This is a genomic window from Microbacterium luteum, from assembly GCF_015277875.1.
GTDB classification, from domain to species: Bacteria; Actinomycetota; Actinomycetes; order Actinomycetales; family Microbacteriaceae; genus Microbacterium; species Microbacterium luteum.
Genome location: NZ_CP063814.1, coordinates 1082698 through 1103743, shown reverse-complemented (window position 1 = coordinate 1103743; position 21046 = coordinate 1082698). Strand labels below are relative to the sequence as shown.

General features: G+C 70.7%; 17 protein-coding genes and 1 rRNA gene. 5 read left to right on the top strand and 13 right to left on the bottom strand.

Annotation, left to right across the window (positions count from 1 at the left end):
* Positions 1 to 64 precede the first annotated feature (64 nt).
* On the top strand, positions 65 to 1525 hold the full coding sequence (locus tag IM777_RS05350) for a sugar porter family MFS transporter (protein WP_194385456.1): 1461 nt from the start codon (positions 65 to 67) through the stop codon (positions 1523 to 1525).
* Here IM777_RS05350 and IM777_RS05345 read toward each other — a convergent pair.
* The 3 genes from IM777_RS05345 to rsmI all read right to left on the bottom strand — a co-directional run bounded on the left by IM777_RS05345 (position 1510) and on the right by rsmI (position 5194).
* Positions 1510 to 2385 carry a TatD family hydrolase gene (locus IM777_RS05345; protein ID WP_194384893.1) on the bottom strand — a complete coding sequence of 292 codons (876 nt, stop codon included), beginning with the start codon at positions 2383 to 2385 and terminating at the stop codon, positions 1510 to 1512. The genes IM777_RS05350 and IM777_RS05345 overlap by 16 nt on opposite strands.
* Positions 2386 to 2740: 355 nt before the next feature.
* Positions 2741 to 4315 carry a methionine--tRNA ligase gene (gene metG / locus IM777_RS05340; protein WP_071042821.1) on the bottom strand — a complete coding sequence of 525 codons (1575 nt, stop codon included), beginning with the start codon at positions 4313 to 4315 and terminating at the stop codon, positions 2741 to 2743.
* Positions 4316 to 4375: 60 nt separating this feature from the next.
* On the bottom strand, positions 4376 to 5194 hold the full coding sequence (gene rsmI, locus IM777_RS05335; RefSeq protein WP_194384892.1) for a 16S rRNA (cytidine(1402)-2'-O)-methyltransferase: 819 nt from the start codon (positions 5192 to 5194) through the stop codon (positions 4376 to 4378).
* 23 nt (positions 5195 to 5217) lie between these two features.
* On the opposite strand from rsmI, the gene IM777_RS05330 reads away from it, so the two are divergent.
* On the top strand, positions 5218 to 6849 hold the full coding sequence (locus IM777_RS05330; protein ID WP_228480966.1) for a dolichyl-phosphate-mannose--protein mannosyltransferase: 1632 nt from the start codon (positions 5218 to 5220) through the stop codon (positions 6847 to 6849).
* A gap of 39 nt (positions 6850 to 6888) precedes the next feature.
* Here the strand turns inward: IM777_RS05330 and IM777_RS05325 are convergent, their stop codons facing one another.
* Genes IM777_RS05325 through hemE form a run of 5 tightly spaced genes read right to left on the bottom strand, consistent with a single transcriptional unit; the run spans position 6889 to position 11895 of the window.
* Positions 6889 to 8220, bottom strand: a complete 1332-nt coding sequence (locus tag IM777_RS05325) for a glutamate-1-semialdehyde 2,1-aminomutase (RefSeq protein WP_071042819.1) — start codon at positions 8218 to 8220, stop codon at positions 6889 to 6891.
* Positions 8217 to 9197 (bottom strand): porphobilinogen synthase, encoded by a 981-nt coding sequence (gene hemB, locus IM777_RS05320; RefSeq protein ID WP_071042818.1) that lies wholly within the window; start codon positions 9195 to 9197, stop codon positions 8217 to 8219. The genes IM777_RS05325 and hemB overlap by 4 nt, the downstream gene beginning before the upstream one ends.
* A gap of 13 nt (positions 9198 to 9210) precedes the next feature.
* Entirely contained in the window at positions 9211 to 10137 is a 927-nt protein-coding gene (gene hemC / locus IM777_RS05315; protein WP_071042817.1) for a hydroxymethylbilane synthase, read from the bottom strand.
* A gap of 5 nt (positions 10138 to 10142) precedes the next feature.
* Positions 10143 to 10835, bottom strand: coding sequence for a hydrogen peroxide-dependent heme synthase (gene hemQ / locus IM777_RS05310; protein WP_194384891.1), 693 nt, complete (start codon positions 10833 to 10835; stop codon positions 10143 to 10145).
* Positions 10825 to 11895: a uroporphyrinogen decarboxylase gene (gene hemE / locus IM777_RS05305; protein WP_194384890.1), complete on the bottom strand. Its 1071-nt coding sequence runs from the start codon at positions 11893 to 11895 to the stop codon at positions 10825 to 10827. Before hemE ends, hemQ begins: the two co-directional genes overlap by 11 nt.
* Positions 11896 to 11950: 55 nt before the next feature.
* Here hemE and IM777_RS05300 point away from each other — a divergent pair, with 55 nt between their 5' ends.
* Complete coding sequence (locus tag IM777_RS05300; RefSeq protein WP_194384889.1) at positions 11951 to 13189, top strand: glutamyl-tRNA reductase; 1239 nt, start codon at positions 11951 to 11953, stop codon at positions 13187 to 13189.
* Position 13190: 1 nt separating this feature from the next.
* On the opposite strand, the gene IM777_RS05295 is transcribed toward IM777_RS05300, so the two are convergent.
* From IM777_RS05295 to IM777_RS05285, 3 genes are all read right to left on the bottom strand, one after another.
* Positions 13191 to 13697, bottom strand: a complete 507-nt coding sequence (locus IM777_RS05295; RefSeq protein WP_071042813.1) for a MarR family winged helix-turn-helix transcriptional regulator — start codon at positions 13695 to 13697, stop codon at positions 13191 to 13193.
* Between the two features lie 51 nt (positions 13698 to 13748).
* A complete protein-coding gene (locus IM777_RS05290; protein WP_194384888.1) occupies positions 13749 to 14588 on the bottom strand; it encodes an aldo/keto reductase in 840 nt (279 codons plus the stop codon).
* A 62-nt stretch (positions 14589 to 14650) separates the two neighbouring features.
* Positions 14651 to 14845, bottom strand: a complete 195-nt coding sequence (locus tag IM777_RS05285) for a hypothetical protein (RefSeq protein ID WP_194384887.1) — start codon at positions 14843 to 14845, stop codon at positions 14651 to 14653.
* 84 nt (positions 14846 to 14929) lie between these two features.
* Here IM777_RS05285 and hrpA point away from each other — a divergent pair, with 84 nt between their 5' ends.
* Both hrpA and IM777_RS05275 read left to right on the top strand, forming a co-directional pair.
* Entirely contained in the window at positions 14930 to 18844 is a 3915-nt protein-coding gene (gene hrpA, locus IM777_RS05280; protein ID WP_194384886.1) for an ATP-dependent RNA helicase HrpA, read from the top strand.
* Positions 18845 to 18861: 17 nt separating this feature from the next.
* Positions 18862 to 19809: a quinone oxidoreductase family protein gene (locus tag IM777_RS05275; protein ID WP_194384885.1), complete on the top strand. Its 948-nt coding sequence runs from the start codon at positions 18862 to 18864 to the stop codon at positions 19807 to 19809.
* On the opposite strand, the gene IM777_RS17165 is transcribed toward IM777_RS05275, so the two are convergent.
* Positions 19800 to 20861: a tetratricopeptide repeat protein gene (locus IM777_RS17165; RefSeq protein WP_228480965.1), complete on the bottom strand. Its 1062-nt coding sequence runs from the start codon at positions 20859 to 20861 to the stop codon at positions 19800 to 19802. The two genes, IM777_RS05275 and IM777_RS17165, sit on opposite strands and share 10 nt — an antisense overlap.
* Before the next feature lie 68 nt (positions 20862 to 20929).
* A 5S ribosomal RNA gene (rrf, locus tag IM777_RS05265) occupies positions 20930 to 21046 on the bottom strand.

The window sequence follows — 21046 nt, the reverse complement described above, 5'->3', positions numbered from 1 at the left end:
CTGTAGTCAAGCCCAGCATGGCGCTGTGCACGCCGGCGCGCACGGGTCTAGGGTGACGGCTGTGATGTCATCCGGTTCCACCCCCACGGCGGGGTTCTCCCTGAGCAGCTCGTACGGTCGGCGGGCCATCGCCCTGTCGATCGCCGCCGCCGTCGGCGGTTTCCTGTTCGGCTTCGACTCGTCGGTGATCAACGGCGCCGTCGACTCCATCGAGTCCGACTTCGCCCTGAACGACGTGATCACCGGCTTCGTCGTCGCGATCGCCCTGCTCGGGTGCGCCTTCGGTGCGATCCTGGCCGGAACCCTGAGCGACCGGTTCGGGCGCCTCAAGGTCATGCTGATCGGCGCGGTCATGTTCCTGACGAGCGCCTTCGGCTCCGGCCTCGCGTTCGGGGTGTGGGACCTCACCTTCTGGCGGCTCATCGGCGGCATCGGCATCGGCATCGCATCGGTGGTCGCCCCTGCCTACATCGCCGAGGTCGCGCCGCGTCAGATCCGCGGCACGCTCGGTTCGCTGCAGCAGCTGGCGATCACCCTCGGCATCTTCGCGGCCCTGCTGTCCGACGCGCTGCTGGCGAACATCGCCGGCGGCGCGAACGAGCCGATGTGGTTCGGACTCGACGCATGGCGATGGATGCTGCTGGTCGAAGCCATCCCGGCTCTCGTGTACGGCATCCTGGCGCTGACGATGCCGGAGTCTCCGCGGTACCTCATCGCACGCGGACGCATGGATGAGGCCAGGGAGATCTTCTCCCGTCTCATGCCGCCGGAGGATCTCGAGATCACCGTCAACGAACTCGAGAAGAAGATCCAGGCCGACCGCAAGAACGCGGGGGTGTCGCTGCGCGGTCCGGTCTTCGGCCTCCAGGGCATCGTCTGGATCGGGATCATCCTGTCCGTCTTCCAGCAGTTCGTCGGCATCAACGTGATCTTCTACTACTCCACGACGCTGTGGCGGGCGGTCGGCTTCACCGAGCAGAACTCCTTGCTGATCAGCGTCATCACGTCGGTGACGAACGTCCTGGTGACCATCGTCGCGATCGTGCTGGTGGACCGCGTCGGACGCAAGCCGATCCTGCTCACCGGGTCGGTGCTGATGACGGTATCGCTCGCAGCGATGGCGATCTCGTTCGCCTTCGCCACCGGCTCCGGGGACGACGTGTCCCTCCCCGACCCGTGGGGTCCGATCGCCCTCGTGGCCGCGAACCTCTTCGTGATCGGGTTCGGCGCGTCGTGGGGTCCGCTCGTGTGGGTTCTCCTCGGCGAGATCTTCCCCAGCCGCATCCGCGGCAAGGCGCTGGGCGTCGCCGCGGGAGCGCAATGGATCGCGAACTTCCTCATCACGGTGAGCTTCCCCGTCATGTCCGGCTGGTCGCTCCCGCTGACCTACGGCATGTACGCAACGTTCGCGGCGCTGTCGTTCTTCTACGTCGCGTGGAAGATCCCCGAGACCAAGGGCATGGAGCTGGAGCAGACCGAGACGCTGTTCGTGCGCAAGAACGCGAAGGCTCAAAACGCGCCGTAGACCTCGAAGGTGTTGCGGGCCAGCTGTGCGCACAGCTCGTCGAGCTCGACCCCGAGCTCCGCGGCCATGAAGCGCACCGTGACCGGGATCAGGTACGGGGCGTTGGGGCGTCCGCGATGCGGGGTCGGCGTGAGGAACGGCGCATCCGTCTCGACGAGGATGCGCTCGACCGGCGTCACGTGCAACGCGTCACGCAGGTTCTGGGCATTCTTGAACGTGACGTTGCCGGCGAACGAGAGCCAGTAGCCGCGCTCGGCGGCGATGCCGGCCATCGCCTCGTCGCCGGAGAAGCAGTGGAACACCGTGCGTTCCGGGGCGCCGACGCGCGACAGCGTCTCGAATACCGCATCGTGAGCGTCGCGGTCGTGGATCTGCATCGCGATGCCGTACTTCTTCGCCAGCGCGATGTGCGCCTCGAAGGACTCGTGCTGCGCGGGGATGCCGGGCTCGTCGGTGCGGAAGAAGTCCAGCCCGGTCTCCCCGATCGCACGCACGCGCGGCTGTGCGGCGAGCTCGTCGATGACCGCGATCGCCTCGTCAAGGCGTCCCGCATCCCGATACAGCGGGGCCTCGTTGGGGTGGATGGCGACCGCCGCCAGGACGCGCGGATCCGACGAAGCCGCCCAGGCCGACCAGCGGCTGGACTCGATGTCTCCTCCGGCCTGCACGACGCCCGCCACGCCGACCTCGGCGGCGCGGTCGAGCTGGTCGGTGAGGCTCAGCGGATCATCGCCGTCCTCGATCTCGAGGTGGGCGTGATTGTCGTAGACGGGCACCGCCAGCGGCGCGGGCGCATCCGGATACCGGGTGTCGCGCGTCCCCTTCTCCCGCGTTCGCACGTACGCGCTCGGATCGCTCATCGCTCGCCTCTCCCCTCCATCCGGTCGCTCCACATCCTGCCGCTCCCCATCCTGCGGCTGCCCCGTGCAGCCTCCCCAGCCTCCCCCATCCTGCTGCATGTCCCACTTTCCGCTCGCATCCAGCCCCATAGGGACAGAAAGTGGGACATCACCCGGCCATCACGCCCACTCCGCAGGGCATGTCCCAAATTCCGTCGCCATAGCCGCCCGTAGGGACAGAAAGTGGGACATCACCAGGCCGTCAATGCCGCAGGGCAGGGGTGGATGCCGCAGGGCAGGGGGTCAATGCCGCAGGGCAGGGGTGGATGCCGCTGGGCAGGGGTGGATGCCGCTGGGAGCCGGGGCGCCGGCGGGATCAGGCCTGCTCGACGCGGGGGAAGAGGGGGGCCAAGCCGTTGACGGAGGTGCCGGGGCGCAGCGCCCCCCACTGGCCGGCCTCGCGGATGGGCTGATCCTCCAGCGATCCGAGCGTCTCACCCACGCCGAGGGCGAGCCACAGCTTGGCGGTCGCCTCGGGCATCACCGGCGACAGCAGCACGGTCAGCGCGCGGAGCCCCTCCGCGACGGTGTAGAGCACCGTCTGGAGTCGCTCTCGCTTGGCCTCGTCCTTGGCCAGCGCCCACGGCTCGTTGATCGTGATGTAGCCGTTGAGCTCGTCGACGATCGTCCAGATGCGGTCGATCGCCTCGTCGATGCGGAAACGCTCCATGGCCGCATCCGCGGCGCTCGCCGCATCCGCGACGACGCGCTGGATCTCGAGATCGGCCTCGGTGTAGGCCCCGGGTGCCGGCACGGCGCCGTCGAAGTATTTGCCGACCATCGCGACGGTGCGCGATGCCAGGTTCCCGAACCCGTTCGCGAGCTCGGCCTGATACCGCGCGGAGAGGTCCTCCCATGAGAACGAGCCGTCCTGGCCGAAGGCGATGGCCGAGAGGAAGTAGAACCGGTACGCATCCGAGCCGAACACATCCGTGATCTCGGTCGGGGCGATGCCGGTGAGCTTCGACTTGGACATCTTCTCGCCGCCGACGAGCAGCCATCCGTGGGCGAACACGCCGCGAGGCACGTCGAGACCGGCCGCCATGAGCATGGCCGGCCAGATGACGGCGTGGAAGCGCAGGATGTCCTTGCCCACCACGTGGTACGCCGGCCAGCGCCGGTCGAACTGCTCCGGGTCGGTCCCGTAGCCGACCGCGGTGGCGTAGTTGAGCAGCGCGTCCACCCACACGTAGATGACGTGGCTGTCATCCCAGGGCACCTCGATGCCCCAGTCGAAGGTCGAGCGGGAGATCGACAGGTCCTTCAGTCCGCTCCGCACGAACGAGACGACCTCGTTGCGGGCCGACTCCGGGCGGATGAAGTCGGGCTGCGACGCGTAGAGCTCCAGCAGCCGGTCCTGGAACTCGCTGAGCTTGAAGAAGTAGTTCTTCTCCTGCAGCAGCTCCAGCGGCTTGGAGTGGATCGCGCACACCTTGAGTCCCTCGAACTCCCCGGTGCCCGGGAGGATCTCGGCCTCGGTCTTGAACTCCTCGCAGCCGACGCAGTACAGCGCTTCGAACTCGCCGGCGTAGATGTAGCCGCGGTCGTAGATCGCCTGCACGAACGCCTTCACGCGCTCCTCGTGACGCTCCTGGGTGGTTCGGATGAAGTCGTCGTTGGCGACGTCGAGGGTCTCCAGCAGCGGGAACCACGACTCGGTGACGAGACGGTCCACCCACTCCTGCGGCGTCGCGCCGTTGGCCGCGGCGGCGCGCATCATCTTCTGACCGTGCTCGTCGGTGCCGGTGAGCATCCAGGTGTCGTCCCCGGCCTGGCGGTGCCAGCGCGCGAGGGTGTCGACGGCGACGGTGGTGTAGCCGTGACCGATGTGCGGCACATCGCTCGGGTAATAGATCGGCGTCGTGATGTAGAAGGATCGGCCGGTACTCACCCGAGAATTCTAGTTGCCCGTCCCGGTGACCCGTCCCCGTGTGACGGACCCCCTGCGCCGTCAGTCTCGCGCGGCGAGCGCAGCTTGGTACAGATCGCGGCGCGAATGCGCCGTGGCCTCGGCGACCTCCGCGGCAGCCTCTTTCAGTCGTGCGCCGCCGGCGACGAGCGCGGTGACCTGATCGACCGCGTCGCCGAAGGCGACGGCTCGCCGCTCCGCGCCGGCGACGACGATCACGACCTCGCCGCGCACGCCCTCGTCCGCCCATGCGGCGACCTCGGTCAGGCTCCCGCGCACGACCTGTTCGTGCAGCTTCGTCAGTTCCCGGCAGACGGCGACGCGACGCTCGGCACCGAACGCCGCGATCATGTCGTGCAGCGTGGCCGCCGTGCGGGACGGCGCCTCGAAGAACACCATCGTGCGCGATTCGGCATCGAGCTCCGCGAGCATCCGGGCACGCTCGCCCGGCCGGCGCGGCACGAACCCTTCGAAGGTGAAGCGATCCGTCGGGAGCCCCGCGACGGCGAGCGCCGTCACCACCGCACTCGGACCGGGAATCGCGGTGACGGTCACGCCGGCCGCTGCAGCGGCGGCGACGACACCGTACCCCGGGTCGCTCACGGTCGGCATGCCGGCGTCGCTGAGCAGCAGCACGTCGGCGTCGCGCGCGAGCTCCACGAGGTCGTGGGCGCGATCTTTCTCGTTGTGATCGTGCAGAGCGATGAGCCGAGGCCGATTGTCGATGCCCAGCGCGGCCAGCAGACGCTGGGTGGTGCGCGTGTCCTCGGCGGCGATCGTCTGCGCCGTCGCGAGAGCCTCGATCAGCCGTGTCGACGCGTCGCCGAGGTTGCCGATCGGGGTCGCGGCCAGGATGATCACCGCCCCAGCATAGGCTGGACGACGTGTCGAAGCCCGAGCCCGCCGATCCGTCCGCGGCAGCCGCGGAACGAGGGCGGGGCACCGGCCACCTGAGCGCGACGGCCGAGGTGACGCCGCGACCCGCGCCGAGGACGACGTGGTACGACCGGGTGACCACGCGCCTGCGCGCGGACCCCGTGCTGGCCCGTCGGTGGGCGGTGCTCGCACCCGTGATCGTGACGCTGCTGGCGGGCATCCTGCGCCTGTGGAATCTGGGGCACCCCCCCGTCCTGATCTTCGACGAGACCTACTACGTCAAGGACGCATGGAGCCAGTGGGTGCTCGGCTACACGGCGGATTGGCCGGAGGGCGCCGACGCAGACTTCGCCCAGGGCGAGACGGACACTTTCCTCGCGACCGGCAGCTTCTCGGTGCACCCGCCGCTGGGGAAGTTCCTCATCGGCGTCGGCATGGCCCTGTTCGGCGCGGATTCATCCGTCGGCTGGCGGATCGCAGCCGCCGTGTTCGGCACCGCCATGGTGCTCGTGCTCTACCTGTTCGCCCGCACCCTCACGCGGTCGATCGCCTTCGCCACCGTGGCCGCGCTGCTGCTCGCCGTGGACGGTCAGGCGATCGTGATGAGCCGCGTCTCGCTCCTGGACACCTTCCTGGCGTTCTTCGTGCTCCTGGCGGCATGGTTCGTGGCGCTCGACGCCCGCGGGCACGCTGCGCGCATCGCCGCCGGGACGGCATCCCGCGACGCCCCCCACGAATGGGGCCCGGTGCTGTGGAACCGTCCGTGGATCATCGCCGCGGGTGCAGCGGCCGGATGCGCGGGCGCCGTCAAATGGTCGGGGCTCTATGTGCTCGCCGCACTCGGCGTCTACCTGATCGTGACGGACGCGTGGGCGCGCCGCCGCGCGGGGATCACCTTCTGGCCGACGGACGCCGTCCTCCGGCAGGGGCCGGTCTCGTTCCTGCTGCTCGTCCCCGTCGCCGTGGTCGTCTACCTGTCGACCTGGACGGGATGGCTGCTCACAGCGGGCGGATGGGGACGGAACCTCGGCGGCGAGACCGACCCCGGCGCATGGGGATGGGTACCGGAGTCGCTCCGCTCGCTCTGGCTGTTCCACAAGGCCGTCTACGACTTCCACGTCGGACTGACCACCGAGCACGGCTACGCAAGCCCGGCCTGGCAGTGGCCGCTGCTGCTGCGTCCGACGTCGATGTACTACGAGAGCACGGACTGCGGCGGGGCGACGTGCGTGCAGAACATCTACAGCCTGAACAATCCGCTCATCTGGTGGGCGGGCATGGCCGCGGCGCTGTGGCTGATCTACCGCTTCGCCGTGCGACCGCGGTGGCAGACCGGCCTCGTGCTGACCGGGATCGCCGCCACCTACGTGCCGTGGCTGCTGTACCCGGAGCGCACGATCTTCCAGTTCTACACCGTGGTCATGCTGCCCTTCGTCGCGCTCGCCCTCGCATACGCACTCCGCGACCTCTCCGGATCGGCGTCCTTCGATGCGGTGCGACGTGCGAACGGGCAGCGCCTGGTGTGGGTGATCCTCATCGCGGTGCTGGTGCTCACGGCGTTCTGGTACCCCATCCAGACCGCCACGACTGTTCCCTACGACTTCTGGCGCCTCCACAACTGGCTTCCCGGCTGGATCTGACGGTTCCGGCGCCCGGAGCGCGAGCGTGCTCGGCGACCGTCATGCCGCCGCGGCGGCGCGGGCCGCGTGAGGCAGCGCCTCCTCGATGCGGGTGAGGGCGTCGTCGTCGTGCGCCGCCGTGAGGAACCACGCCTCGAACACGCTCGGCGGAAGCGACACGCCGTGTGCGAGCATGGCGTGGAAGAACGGGCCGTATCGCCACGCCTCCTGATCCTTCGCGTCGTCGTAGTCGCGCACCGGCGCTTCGCGGAACGCGACCGAGAACAGATTCCCGGCGAACGACAGCGTGTGCGCGACGCCCTCCGCGGCGAGCGCCGCGGTGAGCGCCGACGCGACGCGAGCGGATGCCGCATCGACGGCGGCGTAGACACCGGCGTCGGCGAGCCGGAGCGTCTCGACCCCCGCCGCGACCGCGAGCGGATTCCCGCTGAGGGTGCCGGCCTGGTAGACGGGCCCGAGCGGCGCCAGCAGCTCCATGAGGTCCGCGCGCCCGCCGATGCCGGCCAGCGGCATCCCGCCCCCGATGACCTTCCCGAAGGTGAGCAGGTCGGGCACGTAGCCGGCGCCGCGAGCGCGCTCGTGGCCCCACCATCCGGCGGGGTCGACCCGGAACCCGGTGAGCACCTCGTCGAGGATGAACAGCGCCCCCTCGCGGTGCGCGGTCTCCACGAGGAAGTCGTTGAAGCCGTCTTCGGGCGCGAGGATGCCCGCGTTGGCGCCGGCGCCCTCCGCGATGATCGCGGCGATGCGCCCGGGATGCGCGGCGAACGCGTCGCGCACCGCCGCGCGGTCGTTGTACGGCAGGACGAGGGTGAGCCCCGCGATCGGCGCGGGGACGCCGGCGGAGCCCGGAAGGCCGAGCGTCGCCACGCCCGATCCGGATTCGGCGAGCAGCCCGTCGGAGTGGCCGTGGTAATGGCCGGCGAACTTGATGATCACGTCTCGCCCGGTCGCACCCCGCGCGATGCGGATGGCGGTCATCGTGGCCTCGGTGCCCGTGGACACCAGGCGCAGTCGCTCGATCCCGCGGGCACCGTCGACGGCAAGGCGCTCCACCACGAGCTCGGCGAGCTCGGTCTCCCCCGGCGTGGAGGCGCCGAACGACAGACCGCGAGAGGCCGCGCGCTGCACGGCGTCGACCACCCGCGGGTGGGCGTGCCCCAGCAGGGCGGGTCCCCACGACGCGACGAGGTCCACGTACTCGCGCCCGGTCACATCCGTGACCGTCGCGCCGTGCGCCGCGACGATCGACAGCGGCGTGCCGCCGACCGATCCGAAGGCCCGCACCGGGGAGTTCACCCCTCCCGGGATGACGGCGCGGGCACGTGCTGCGGCGGTCTCGTTGGTGAGATCGGAATCGGTGGCGCTCATGCGTCCTTCCAGCGTTCGGCGGCCTCGACGGCCCAGTACGTGAGCACCGCGTCGGCGCCGGCGCGCACGATGGCGGTGAGGGACTCGTCGATCGCGCGTTCGCGGTCGATCCACCCGTGCGCGGCGGCGGCCTCGATCATCGCGTACTCGCCGCTGACCTGATACGCCCACACCGGCACCGGAGAGACCGCGGCGGCGTCGGCGAGCACATCCAGGTAGGTCATCGCGGGCTTGACCATCACCACGTCGGCTCCCTCCGTCACATCCAGGGCGACCTCTCGAGCGCCCTCGCGGCGGTTGCCCGGGTCGAGCTGATACGTGCGACGGTCGCCCTGCAGCGAGGACTGGACCGCCTCGCGGAACGGCCCGTAGAACGCCGAGGCGTACTTGGCGGAGTAGGCCAGCAGTGCCACATCGCCGCGGTCGGCGCCGTCGAGGGCATCGCGAAGCGCCGCCACCTGGCCGTCCATCATGCCGGACAGCCCGAGGAGGTGGGATCCCGCCTCCGCCTGCGCGAGCGCCATGTCGCGATAGCGATCCAGCGTCGCGTCGTTGTCCACGCCACCGCGCGCATCGAGCACGCCGCAGTGGCCGTGGTCGGTGAACTCGTCGAGGCAGAGGTCACTCTGCACGACCAGGGCGTCACCGACCTCGGCGACGGCGATGCGCGTCGCGACATTGAGGATGCCGTCCGGATCGGTCGCGCCGGAGCCGACGGCGTCCTTGTGCTCGGGCACGCCGAAGAGCATCACGCCGCCGATGCCGGCCTCGGCGGCGCGGTGCAGAGCCGCCCGGAACGTGTCGGTCGAATGCTGCACGACACCGGGCATCGAGGAGATGGGGCGGGCTTCGGCGGCTCCCTCGGCGAGGAACATCGGCAGCACGAGCTGAGACGCGTCCAGGCGCGTCTCACTCTGCAGGCGACGCCACGCGGGCGTTGCACGCAGACGGCGAGGTCGGATGCGGGGCGCGGTCACGGTTTCTCCTTCGCTACGGGGCGTCGGGCGCGTTCGGCACCGTCGGATCGAGCGGTGCGATCCGGGCGGCGCCTCGTTCGATGAGATCGACGCCCACGAGGGTGGCGAGCTTCGCCGGCGCCTCGGCGTCGATCGGCATGGCGCGCGAACTGTCGATCATCTCGCCGCCGTCGGGGCGGTAGACGCGGGCGGTGAGGAACAGCAGGCCGTCCTCGACGAAGGCCATCGCGGCGATCGGCGCGGCGCACCCCGCCTCGAGGCGTGCGAGCACGCCGCGCTCGGCATCTGCGGACGCGCGCGTGGCCGCGTGGTCGATGCGCCGCACGAGATGCTCGTCGCCCTCGCGCACCTCGACGGCGAGCGCGCCCTGAGCCGGCGCGGTCGGCCAGCGGTCGAGGTCGAACAGTTCCGTGGCCGCGTCCAGGCGACCGATCCGCTCGAGGCCGGCGGCCGCGAGGATGACCGCGTCGAGCGCGCGCTCCGGATCCTCGTGTCCGACGCGACCGAGCCGGGTGTCGATGTTCCCGCGGATGTCGACGAGATGCAGATCAGGCCGGCGCATCGCCAGCTGAGCGCGACGACGCGGCGATCCGGTGCCCACCGCGGCGCCCGGCGGGAGCTCCTCGAGGGTCATGCCGTCACGTGCGCACAGGGCGTCGCGCGGATCGGCGCGCGGCGGGACCGCGGCGATCACCAGTCCGGGTTCGGCAGCCGTCGGCAGATCCTTGTAGGAGTGGACCACCGCATCCACCTCGCCGCGCCGCAGCGCCTCGCGCAGGGCCGTGGCGAAGACCCCGGTGCCGCCGAGCGATGAGAGCGATGCGGTCGAGGTGTCGCCCTCGGAGACGATCGGCACCAGCTCGGCGCCGAGCATGTCGGCGACCGTGCCCGCCTGGGTCATGGCGAGCGCACTCGCCCGCGTGCCGATGCGCAGCGCCATCGCGATCAGCTCACGACGTCGGCGACGTCGGCGACGTCGATGCGACGACCGGTGAAGAACGGCACCTCTTCGCGCACGTGGCGTCGGGCTTCGGTCTTGCGAAGGTAGCGCATGAGGTCGACGAGGTCGATGACATCGTCGGCTTCGAGGGCGAGCAGCCACTCGTAGTCGCCGAGCGCGAAGGAGGCGACGGTGTTGCTCTGCACCTGGGGGAAGTCGCGCCCCATGCGTCCGTGCTCCCCGAGCATCGCGCCGCGCTCCTCGGGCGGCAGCAGGTACCACTCGTAGCTGCGCACGAAGGGATACACCGTCACCCACTCCTTGGGCGGCAGACCGCGGGCGAACGCGGGCGAGTGGTCGCGACTGAACTCGGCGTCGCGGTGAACGCCCATCGCATTCCACGTCGGCAGCAGCGGCGCGAACTCGCGCGAGCGCCGGAGCGTGCGCAGATCGGATTGCAGCCCCTCGGCGGTGCGACCGGTCAGCCACACGAGCACGTCCGCATCCGCCCGCAGGCCCGAGACGTCGTACACGGCCCGCAGCGAATCGATCGACGCGGCGGCGTCGACCGCGGCGACGGCGCCGGGGAGCGGCTCGGCCGGGTGCGGGTCGCGGCGGAAGACCGCCCACAGGCCGTAGTGGGTCTGTTCGCCGGCCTCGTTCTGGTCGGCGGTCGGGGCGGTGTTCTCAGCGGCCATGCACGTACTCCACGATTCGGGTCAGGACGGTCGGATCGGTCTCCGGCGGCACGCCGTGACCGAGGTTGAGGATGTGGCCGGGCAGGTCGGCCCCGCGCGCGAGCACGTCGTCGACGTGGGCGGCGAGCACGGGCCACGGCGCCGTGAGCAGGGCGGGGTCGATGTTGCCCTGCAGGGGAAGCGGACGGCCGATGCGCATCGCGGCGACATCGAGCGGCAGCCGCCAGTCGACGCCGACGACGTCCGCTCCCAGCGGCGGCACGAGATCGAGCACCTCCGACAGCCCGAGACCGAAGTGGATCTTCGGCACGTCGAAACCGCGGAGGGCATCGAATGCGCGGCGCGTGTGCGGGGCGACGCGCCGCTGGTAGTCGGCGCGCGAGAGCGAACCGGCCCACGAGTCGAACAGCTGCACGATGCTCGCGCCAGCCTCCACCTGCGCACGCACGAAGGCGCCGGTGACATCGGCGCACCAGTTCAGCAGCGCGGCCCACGTGTGCGGGTCGGTCTTCATCAGGGCGCGAGTGCGCAGCTGCTCCTTGCTCGGGCCTCCCTCGACGAGATAGCTCGCGAGCGTGTACGGGGCACCGCCGAATCCGACCAGCGGGATGTCTCCGAGTTCCGCGACGACGAGCGCGACCGCCTCCGAGATCGGCTGCAGCACGGCGGGGTCGATCGGCCGGAGCGCGAGCACGTCGGAGGCGGTGCGCACCGGTTCCGCGAGCACCGGCCCCCGGCCGGCGACGATCGAGACGTCGACGCCGGCGAGCAGCACGGGCGTGACGATATCGCTGAAGAAGACCGCGGCATCGACACCGTGGCGGCGCACCGGCTGCAGGGTGATCTCCGCGGCCAGCTCCGGGCGCAGGCACGCCTCGAGCATGTCGACGCCGGCGCGTGACTGCCGGTACTCCGGCAGCGAGCGTCCCGCCTGCCGCATGAACCAGACCGGGGTCGTCTCGGGCCGATCACCGCGTGCGGCCCGGACGAGGGGCGAACGTGCGGTTCTGCCGTCCGTCAAGGGGTGCCCGACGGGCAGGAGGGACAGGGCGGATGACACCCCTCCAGGCTACGTCCTCGCGCACACCCTCAGGATCGGACGTTACGATGGATGGGTGCTGTTCTGTCTCACGGCCAGCCATCGCAACACCGAGTTCGACGTCCTCGACCGCATCTCGCGTGTGAGCGAGTCCACTGGCGCCGAACTCGTCGCCGCGCACCCCTTCGTGCGCGGCGCCGTCGTGTTGTCCACGTGCAACCGCTTCGAGGCGTATCTCGAGATCGACGAACCGCTCGCCGCGCCCGGTGCGCTCGCGCGCGAGGCCGTCCTCGAGACGCTGGCGGACACGATCGGCGCGGATGCGGGAAGCGTGCGCGAGAGCGCGGAGTCGTTCGCCGGCGACGACGTCGTGCAGCACCTCTTCTCGGTGAGCTCGGGCCTGGAGTCGATGGTCGTCGGCGAGGAGGAGATCACCGGTCAGGTGCAGCGGGCGCTTCGCGATGCACGCACCGCGGGGACCACGAGCCCGGCACTGGAGCAGGCCTTCCAGCGGGCGGCTCACGCCACCCGCGAAGTCCGCGCGAGGGCCGACATGGGTGCCGCCGGCCGCTCGCTCGCGCGCCTCGCCCTCGATCTCGCCGAGAGCCGCATCTCCGACTGGGCGTCCGTTCCGGTCCTCCTGGTGGGGACCGGCAGCTACGCCGCCACCACCATCGCCGCGCTGCAGGCGCGCGGCGCCGGCGATGTGCGGGTCTACTCCGCCACCGGTCGCGCGCAACGCTTCGCCGCCCGCTACGGTGTGCGCGCCGAGACCGATCTGCGCGCGGCGATCCGCGACGCGGAACTCGTGATCACCTGCACCGCGCGCTATGTCATCACCGCCGACGACGTCGTCGACACCTCGCGACGCCTGTTCGTCGATCTCGGTCTCCCCCGCAACATCGACCCGGAGGTCGGCGCGCTCGAGGGTGTGGAGCTCCTGGACCTCGAGCTCATCGGTCGACACGCCGCGCTGCCGGAACTCGGCGCGGGCGCGCACGAGGTCGTCGGTTCGGCCGTTGCCGCCTTCACCGCGGAGCGCGATGCGGCCCCGGCGATCGTGGCGGTGCGCCGCCACATCCAGGACATCCTGCACGCGGAGCTCGGCCGGCTCCGGGGCGACGGGTCGGATGCGCGCGCCGAGGCGGCGCTCCGCCACCTCGCGGGCGTGCTCTCGCACACGCCCTCGGTCCGAGCGCGCGAGTTCGCCGCGGCGGGGCGCATGGATGAGTTCGAAGCCGCCCTCGAGATGGTGTTCGGCGTCGAGGTCGCGCGCGCGCAGGTGACGCACCTGCGCGCGGCATCCGCGGGCTGAGTCAGTCCGCCGTCGGCTCGGCGTCGACCTGGTCGACCGCTGCCTGCAGGCGGGCGAGCGTCTCGGTCACGATCCGGTCCTCTTCGGGGGTCATGTCGATGACGGCCGCGAGCATCCGCTCGTGCATCTTGCCGAGGGTCGCCCGCACCTCGTGGTCGGTCTCCGCGGTGGGGATGACGTGGATGCTGCGCCGGTCCGTCTCGTGGCGTTCCCGCCGCACGTGGCGTGACTTCTCGAGCCGGTCGATGATCGCCGTCATCGACGCGGTGGACACCCCGAGATATCGCGTGAGCTCGCTCGGTGAGACGCGCCGCCCCTCGCGCTGCGCCCGGAGGAGATAGCGGAGCACGAGCAGGTCGTTCTCGCCCATCGACATCGCTTCACGCGTGCGACGCCGCATCGCGACCTCGGCCGCACGATAGAGCCGGAACGCCTGGAGCAGGGCGACGGCACGCTCGCGGCGGTCGTCACGATCCTCGCCGTACCAGTAGGCGCTCTCGGTGCTCATCGGTGCATTTTATCCGGCCCCGCCTCGCGGGAGCGGGCGGGGCCGGATGAGTCAGTTGACCTCGGTGGGGTGGGCGCTCACGCGGCCGCTGCCGTCGCCCGGGTCCATCGCGTCGATCGCGGCCATCTGCTGCTCGTCGAGCGTGAACCCGAAGACATCGATGTTCTCCTCCAGACGCGCGCGCCGCACGGACTTCGGGAACACCACGAAACCCTTCTGCAGGTGCCACCGCAGCACGACCTGAGCGGGCGTCTTTCCGACCGCCTCGGCCGCCGCGACGATCGGCTCGGCTCCGAACAGGTCGTACTTGCCCTGTCCGAGCGGGCCCCACGACTCGATGACGGTTCCGTGATCAGCCGCCCACGCGGTGATCTCGCGCTGCTGATACGCCGGGTGGAGCTCGATCTGATTCACCGCGGGCACGACCGAGGTCGCCTCGACGATGCGGTCGAGGTGCTCGACGAGGTGGTTCGAGACGCCGATGCTGCGGGCGAGCCCGCGCTCGCGGATGCCGATCATCTTCTCCCACGCGTGCACGAAGTTGTCCTTCGCGGGAGTGGGCCAGTGCACGAGGTAGAGGTCGACCGCCTCGAGGCCGAGCTTCTCCAGGCTCTCGGCGACGGCGGCGTCGGGCTCGTCCGCGTCGTGTCGGTCGTTCCAGAGCTTCGTGGTCACGAAGAGGTCGTCGCGCGCGATGCCCGACGCGGCGATGGCCGCGCCGACGCCCTCTTCGTTGCCGTAGATCGCGGCGGTGTCGATGTGACGGTAGCCGACCTCGAGCGCCTCACTCACGGCGCGCTCGGTGTCATCGGCCGGAACCTGGAAGACACCGTAGCCCAGCTGAGGGATGCGGTGACCGTCGTTGAGTTCGATGTGGGGAATGTTCGCCATCCCCCCAGCCTAGGAGGGTCGGCGCCCGACGAATGCCCCTTGACGAAGCGAACGACGCGGGGTCAGGAATCCTTGCGCGAGATCGACCAGCGCCCGGCAGCTCCCGGGGTGCCGCCAAAGTGGATCGGCAGGGCGATGCCGAGGGAGAGCACCAGGATGCCGAGCGCGAAGAAGACGCCCGGAGCCACGGGCAGAGAGATCGCCAGCCCCAGCAGGGCAATGCCACCGACGAACAGCAGAAGGGACAGGATGAACACGCGGCGGCCTCCTCGTAGGTCTACCCCTCCACGGTACCCGCTGCACGCCGCCTCCCGCACACGCACGTCGTACGATGGAGGGCTATGTCCGCGCCCGAGCCCGTCATCTCGTATCCGTCCGAGCTGCCCGTCAGCGCGGCACGCGATGAGATCGCCGCGGCCATCCGCGACCACCAGGTCGTGATCGTCGCCGGAGCCACCGGGTCGGGCAAGACGACGCAGCTGCCGAAGATCTGCCTGGAGCTCGGACGCACCTCGATCGCCCACACCCAGCCGCGACGCATCGCCGCGCGGACGATCGCCGAGCGCGTGAGCGAAGAGCTGCAGGTGCCGCTGGGATCCACGGTCGGATACAAGGTGCGCTTCACCGACGCGGTCTCCGACGACACCCGCATCGCCCTCATGACCGACGGGATCCTCCTGAACGAGATCCATCGCGATCGGATGCTGCGCCGCTACGACACGATCATCGTCGACGAGGCCCACGAGCGGTCGCTGAACGTCGACTTCCTGCTCGGCTACCTCGCCCGCATCCTCCCCCGGCGCCCCGACCTCAAGGTCGTGATCACGAGCGCGACGATCGACCCGGAGAGCTTCGCGAAGCATTTCGCCGACCGGCAGGGCGATCCGGCACCGATCGTCGAGGTGTCCGGTCGCACCTATCCGGTCGAGGTGCGCTACCGCCCGCGGACCGACGCGGCAGACGACGAGTCCGACGACATCGACGGACTCACCCGCGCCCTGCGGGAGCTCGACCGCGAGCCGGCAGGCGACGTGCTGGTGTTCCTGCCGGGCGAGGCGGAGATCCGGGATGCGATGGATGCGGTTCGCGGCATGTACGCGAAAGACGCCTCACCGACCGAGGTGCTCCCGCTGTACGGACGGCTCTCGGCCGCCGAGCAGCACCGCGTCTTCGAGCGCTCGCACGTCGCCGGGGTCCGACGCCGCGTCATCCTGGCGACGAACGTCGCCGAGACGAGCCTCACCGTTCCCGGGATCAGGTACGTCATCGACACCGGCACCGCCCGCATCTCGCGATACAGCGCTCGCAGCAAGATCCAGCGCCTTCCGATCGAACCGGTGTCGCAGGCGTCGGCCCAGCAGCGGGCCGGACGCGCGGGCCGCACGGCACCGGGAATCGCCGTCCGCCTGTACGCCGAGGAGGACTTCGCCACGCGCCCGGAGTTCACCGAGCCCGAGATCCTGCGCACCAGTCTCGCCTCGGTGGTGCTGCAGATGCTCTCCCTCGGCTTCGGAGACATCTCCGCCTTCCCGTTCCTCACTCCCCCGGACTCCCGCGGTGTGAAAGCCGCCTTCGACCTGCTCGTCGAGCTCGGTGCCGTGCGCGGGCCCGGCCGCGGCGATGACGGCGCCCGCCTGACCGATATCGGCAAACGGATCGCGCGACTGCCGATCGACCCCCGGTTCGCACGGATGCTCGTGGAGGCCGAGCGCACCGAGGTCCTCGACCAGGTCCTCCCCATCGTCGCCGGGATGTCGATCCAGGATGTGCGGGAGCGTCCGGAGGCCGAGCGCGCCAAGGCGGACGGATTCCATGCGCGCTTCGCCGATCCGACCAGCGACTTCCTCGCACTGCTGAACCTCTGGCAGTACCTCCAGGAGAAACAGGCCGAACTGGGCTCGAGCGCGTTCCGGCGCATGTGTCGTGCGGAGTTCGTGAACTACGTGCGGGTGCGGGAGTGGATGGACGTCCACCGTCAGCTGCGCGCCCTCCTGGGCCGGAGACGCTCGCACGGTCGTCCCGCCGGCGATGCCGCCGACCCCGATGCCGTGCATCGCGCCATTCTGGCGGGGCTGCTCTCCCACCTCGGCATCCTCGACACGCGCAGCGACGTGGGCCGGGATGCGCGCGGCCGCTCGGCCAGGGGCGCATCGACCAAGGCCGAGTACCTCGGCGCGCGCGGCACCCGCTTCTCGATCTTCCCCGGTTCGGGCGTCCGCAAGAAGCGCCCGTCGGCGGTCATGGCGGCGGAGCTGGTGGAGACCTCCCGCCTGTTCGCGCGGACCGTCGCCGCGGTCGACCCGGCGTGGGCGGAGTCCCTCGCCGGGGACCTGGCCCGGCGGCAGGTGAGCGAGCCGCACTGGTCGAGGTCGCAGGGAGCAGCCTCGGCATACGAGAAGGTGACCCTTTTCGGTGTGGAGATCATCCCGAAACGCCGCGTGCAGCTCGCCCGATTCGACCGACCGCTGGCTCGTGAGCTGTTCCTTCGCCACGCGCTCGTGGAGGGCGAGTGGGAGACGAGCCATCTGGACAAGCGCCTCACCGCCTTCGAGCGCCGCAACCTCGAGCTGCGTCGCCGCCTCGAGAAGGTCGAGGAGCGCGAGCGTCGTCGCGACATCCTCGTCGGCGACGAGGCCGTCTACGTCTTCTACGACACCCGGGTGCCACGAGACGTCTTCGACACCCGATCGTTCGAGGCGTGGTGGAAGGAGACGTCGGCGCGCACGCCGCGTCTGCTCGACATGACCGAAGCGGATCTCCGCGACGACGCCGGTCGCCGCGGCGAGCACGACTTCCCCGCACGGTGGCGCCAGGGCGACCAGGTGCTCTCCCTCGCGTACCGCTTCGAGCCGGGCGCGCCCGACGACGGGGTGACGGTCGTGATCCCCCTGGCCCTGCTCGCGCAGTTGGAGCCGACCGGCTTCGATTGGCAGGTGCCGGGCCTGCGCGACGAGCTCATCACCGCGCTCATCCGATCCCTGCCCAAATCGATCCGGCGCCATGTGGTGCCTGCCGCGGACTGGGCGGCGACCTTCGCCGGTGAGATCGCCGCCGACGGGCCGGAATCGAACGACGGACGCCCACCGGTCTCGCTGCGGCGCGCGCTCGCCGACCGCATCCGACGTGTCGCGAGCCAGACCGTCAGCGACGACGACTTCGACCTCGAACGCGTGCCGCCGCACCTGCTGATGTCCTTTCGCGCCGTCGACGCGCGGGGGCGCACGGCGGGCTCCGGTCGCGATCTGGCGGACCTGCAGCGCCGGCTCGCGGACCGGGCGCGGTCTTCGGTCGCTCGATCGGTCGAGCGTGCCGCCGCACCCGCGTCGGTCGCGGCCGCTGCGCCGCGACCCGACGGCACGGGCGCGACAGGCGCCTCATCAGTGGGGTTCGCCGAACGCAGCGGGATAACGTCCTGGGACTTCGGGGATCTTCCGGCCGTCGTCGACAGCAAGGTCGCGGGGGGTGTCGTCCGCGGCTATCCCGCCGTCGTCGACGACGGCGACACGGTCTCGCTCCGCATCGAGACCTCGGCCGAGGCGGCGGCGATCGCCACACACCGCGGAGCGCGCCGCCTGCTGCTGCGCGCCGTCGCCTCTCCCGCGTCGTACGTGCTCGACCACCTGACCAGCACCGAGAAGCTCGCCCTCGCGGCCTCCCCCTACCCGTCCGCGAAGGCGCTCATCGAGGATGCCCGCCTCGCCGTCGCCGACCGGGTACTCGGCGAGGTCGGGCGCGAGGCCCCGCGGTCGCAGGCCGCGTTCGAGAAGGCGCGCGACGCGTATGCGGCGGTCATCGTCGACGAGACCTTCTCGGTGGTGTCGCTCGCCGCCCGCATCATCACCCTCTCGCGGGATGTCGAGAAGGCCGTGAAAGGCCAGAACTCCCTCACTCTCCTCGGGGCGCTGAACGACGTGAAGGCGCAGCTGGCCGGCCTCGTCTTCCCCGGATTCCTCTCACGCGTCGGCGTCACCCGGCTGGCGCATCTGCCCCGCTACCTCCAGGGCGCGCGCGACCGCGTGACGGGGCTCGCCGACAATCCCGGGCGCGATCGCCAGCGCCAGAGCGAGTACGAGCGGTCCGCCGCCGCCTTCGCCGACGCCGGTGGCACGATCCCCCTCGCCCCCTCCTCCCCCGACAACCTCGTCCGCGTGCGGTGGATGCTGGAGGAGTACCGCGTGAGCCTGTTCGCGCAGGCCCTCGGCACCGCCGAGCCCGTCTCGGCGCAGCGCATCGGCAAAGCCCTCCGCGGTCAATGACGATCGAGAGGATGCAGATGCCACACGCCGTCTTCCACCGCCGGCTCGGCGGCCCCGAGGTCCTGGAGTACGCCGAGTTTGCGTCAGCCGACCCCGCTGCCGGGGAGGTGGCGGTCCGCGTCGAGGCGGCCGGGGTGAACCCGATCGACGCGAAACTCCGAAGCGGACTGCGGGCATCGCCACCGATAGAGGGCCGACGACGGGTGGGCTCCGATGGAGCCGGGATCGTAGTGGCCGTCGGCGCCGACGTGGCGGGGTTCCGCCGCGGGATGCCGGTGGTGGTCAGCGGCGCGCAGGGGACCTACGCCGAGGAGGCGATCGTGCCCGCCTCCGCCCTCGCGCTCCGCCCGCCCGCCGTCGACGCCGAGACCGGCGCGGCGATCGGCATCCCGGTGGCGACGGCGTATCAAGCGCTTCGTTCGCTGGCCGTCGGACCCGGTGATCGCCTGCTCGTGCACGGCGGCTCGGGTGCGGTCGGGCAGGCCGTCATCCAGTTCGCGGTGCGATGGGGCGCGGATGTTCTTGCCACGACGTCCGAGCGACGCGCCGACCACGTGCGCGCACTCGGTGCCGTTCCGGTGGCCTATGGACCGGGCCTCGTGGAGCGAGTCCGGGCCGGTGGGACTCGGCTCGATGTGGCACTCGACTGTGCGGGGACCGACGAAGCGCTTGCGGCGTCGGTCGAGGTCGCGAACGACCGCTCACGCGTGGCGACGCTGGTACGCGGGGCCGATGCACCCCGGTACGGCATCCAGGCCTACGCCGGCGGCGCAGCGCGCGGCCTCACCGATCAGCAGCGCGCGTGGCGGCGCGAAGCGATTCCCGTGGCGCTGGGGCTGATCGCGGCGGGCGGTTTCACGGTCGAGCTCGGCCCGCGCTATGCCCTTCGCGATGCGGTTCGCGCACACGAAGACGTCGAGCGCGGCACGGACGGGAAGATCCTGCTCGTGCCGGATCAGACCTGAGGGTCGTCGTCGCCCGTCGCCGGTTCGACAGACGCATCGCCGGCAGGCTGCGCGCGGTCGAAGGCCTCGGCGTCCTCGTCCTCTTCGACCTCGTCGACCCAGACGGTCTCACCTGCCTCGAACCCGCTGGCGTCGTCCAGCGCCTCGGCGGCGATCGTGGCACGGCGGTACCACTCCTCGGCTTCCTCCGCTCGTCCCAGTTCCTCCAGAACGGCCGCGCGGGCGGCGAACAGCGCCGGGCTCCACGCGAACGCACGGTCGGGGTCGAGTTCGGGGATGTCGAGCTCGAGGAGCGCGCGCTCCGTCTCGCCCACATCCAGACGCGCGCCCGACATCGCGATCGCGAGCTCGACACGCGCCGCCGTCGGCAGCTTGTCGCGATCGACCGACCGCCCCACCTCGAGCGCACGGTCGGCGCGGCCGACACCGCGCTCGCTGTCGACCTGCAGCGCGATCTGGTCGTCCTTGCCGCTGATTCGTCGGTACGTGCGCAGTTCGCGCAGTGCCAGAGCGTAGTCCCCGACGGCGTAGGCGGTGATGGCGACGGTCTCGCGCACGACCGCGATCCGACCGGCACGGTGACTCGCCTCGAGCGCGTGGCGGTGAGCCAGTGCCGGGTCGTCGTCGATCAGCAGACCTGCCATGGCAAGGTGGCGTGCGACCGCGTCGGCGTTCTCTTTGCTCAGTGTCTTCAGTTCGTTCCGCGCCGCGTTCGGCAGGGAACGTGCTGTGATCTCCTCGGGGATCTCGGGCACGTCCCGTCGCGGCGCGCGCGGCTCACGCGGCTCGGCGTCGCGCCGAGGACCACGGTCGTCGTGCTTGCCGTAGGAACGGTCGCCGTCACGCTTCTGATACGGCTTCCGGTCATCCCGGTTCCCGTACGAGCGGTCGCCACCACGCTTCTGATACGGCTTCCGATCATCCCGGTTCCCATACGAGCGGTCACCATCGCGCTTCTGATACGGCTTCCGATCGCCCCGGGCGGGCGTGTTCCGGTCATTCGAGGTGTAGCGAGGGCGACGAGGGCGCTCGCGGTCGTCGTCGTCAGCCATCAGCTCTGGTTCCTCCTGTTAACGAGTAATGGCCACCCTGCTTTGGGTGGCCATTACCGTGAAAAGAAGTCCGGCGGTGTCCTACTCTCCCACAGGGTGGCCCCTGCAGTACCATCGGCGCTGAGAGGCTTAGCTTCCGGGTTCGGAATGGGACCGGGCGTTTCCCTCTCGCTATGGCCGCCGAA

Excerpts from the sequence above, each read along its gene's own strand:
- IM777_RS05350 (WP_194385456.1), top strand. The coding sequence starts at position 65 with ATGTCATCCGGTTCCACCCCCACGGCGGGGTTCTCCCTGAGCAGCTCG.
- IM777_RS05345 (WP_194384893.1), bottom strand. The coding sequence starts at position 2,385 with ATGAGCGATCCGAGCGCGTACGTGCGAACGCGGGAGAAGGGGACGCGC.
- IM777_RS05325 (WP_071042819.1), bottom strand. The coding sequence starts at position 8,220 with ATGAGCGCCACCGATTCCGATCTCACCAACGAGACCGCCGCAGCACGT.
- hemC (WP_071042817.1), bottom strand. The coding sequence starts at position 10,137 with ATGGCGCTGCGCATCGGCACGCGGGCGAGTGCGCTCGCCATGACCCAG.
- hemQ (WP_194384891.1), bottom strand. The coding sequence starts at position 10,835 with ATGGCCGCTGAGAACACCGCCCCGACCGCCGACCAGAACGAGGCCGGC.
- IM777_RS05295 (WP_071042813.1), bottom strand. The coding sequence starts at position 13,697 with ATGAGCACCGAGAGCGCCTACTGGTACGGCGAGGATCGTGACGACCGC.
- IM777_RS05290 (WP_194384888.1), bottom strand. The coding sequence starts at position 14,588 with ATGGCGAACATTCCCCACATCGAACTCAACGACGGTCACCGCATCCCT.
- hrpA (WP_194384886.1), top strand. The coding sequence starts at position 14,930 with ATGTCCGCGCCCGAGCCCGTCATCTCGTATCCGTCCGAGCTGCCCGTC.
- IM777_RS05275 (WP_194384885.1), top strand. The coding sequence starts at position 18,862 with ATGCCACACGCCGTCTTCCACCGCCGGCTCGGCGGCCCCGAGGTCCTG.
- IM777_RS17165 (WP_228480965.1), bottom strand. The coding sequence starts at position 20,861 with ATGGCTGACGACGACGACCGCGAGCGCCCTCGTCGCCCTCGCTACACC.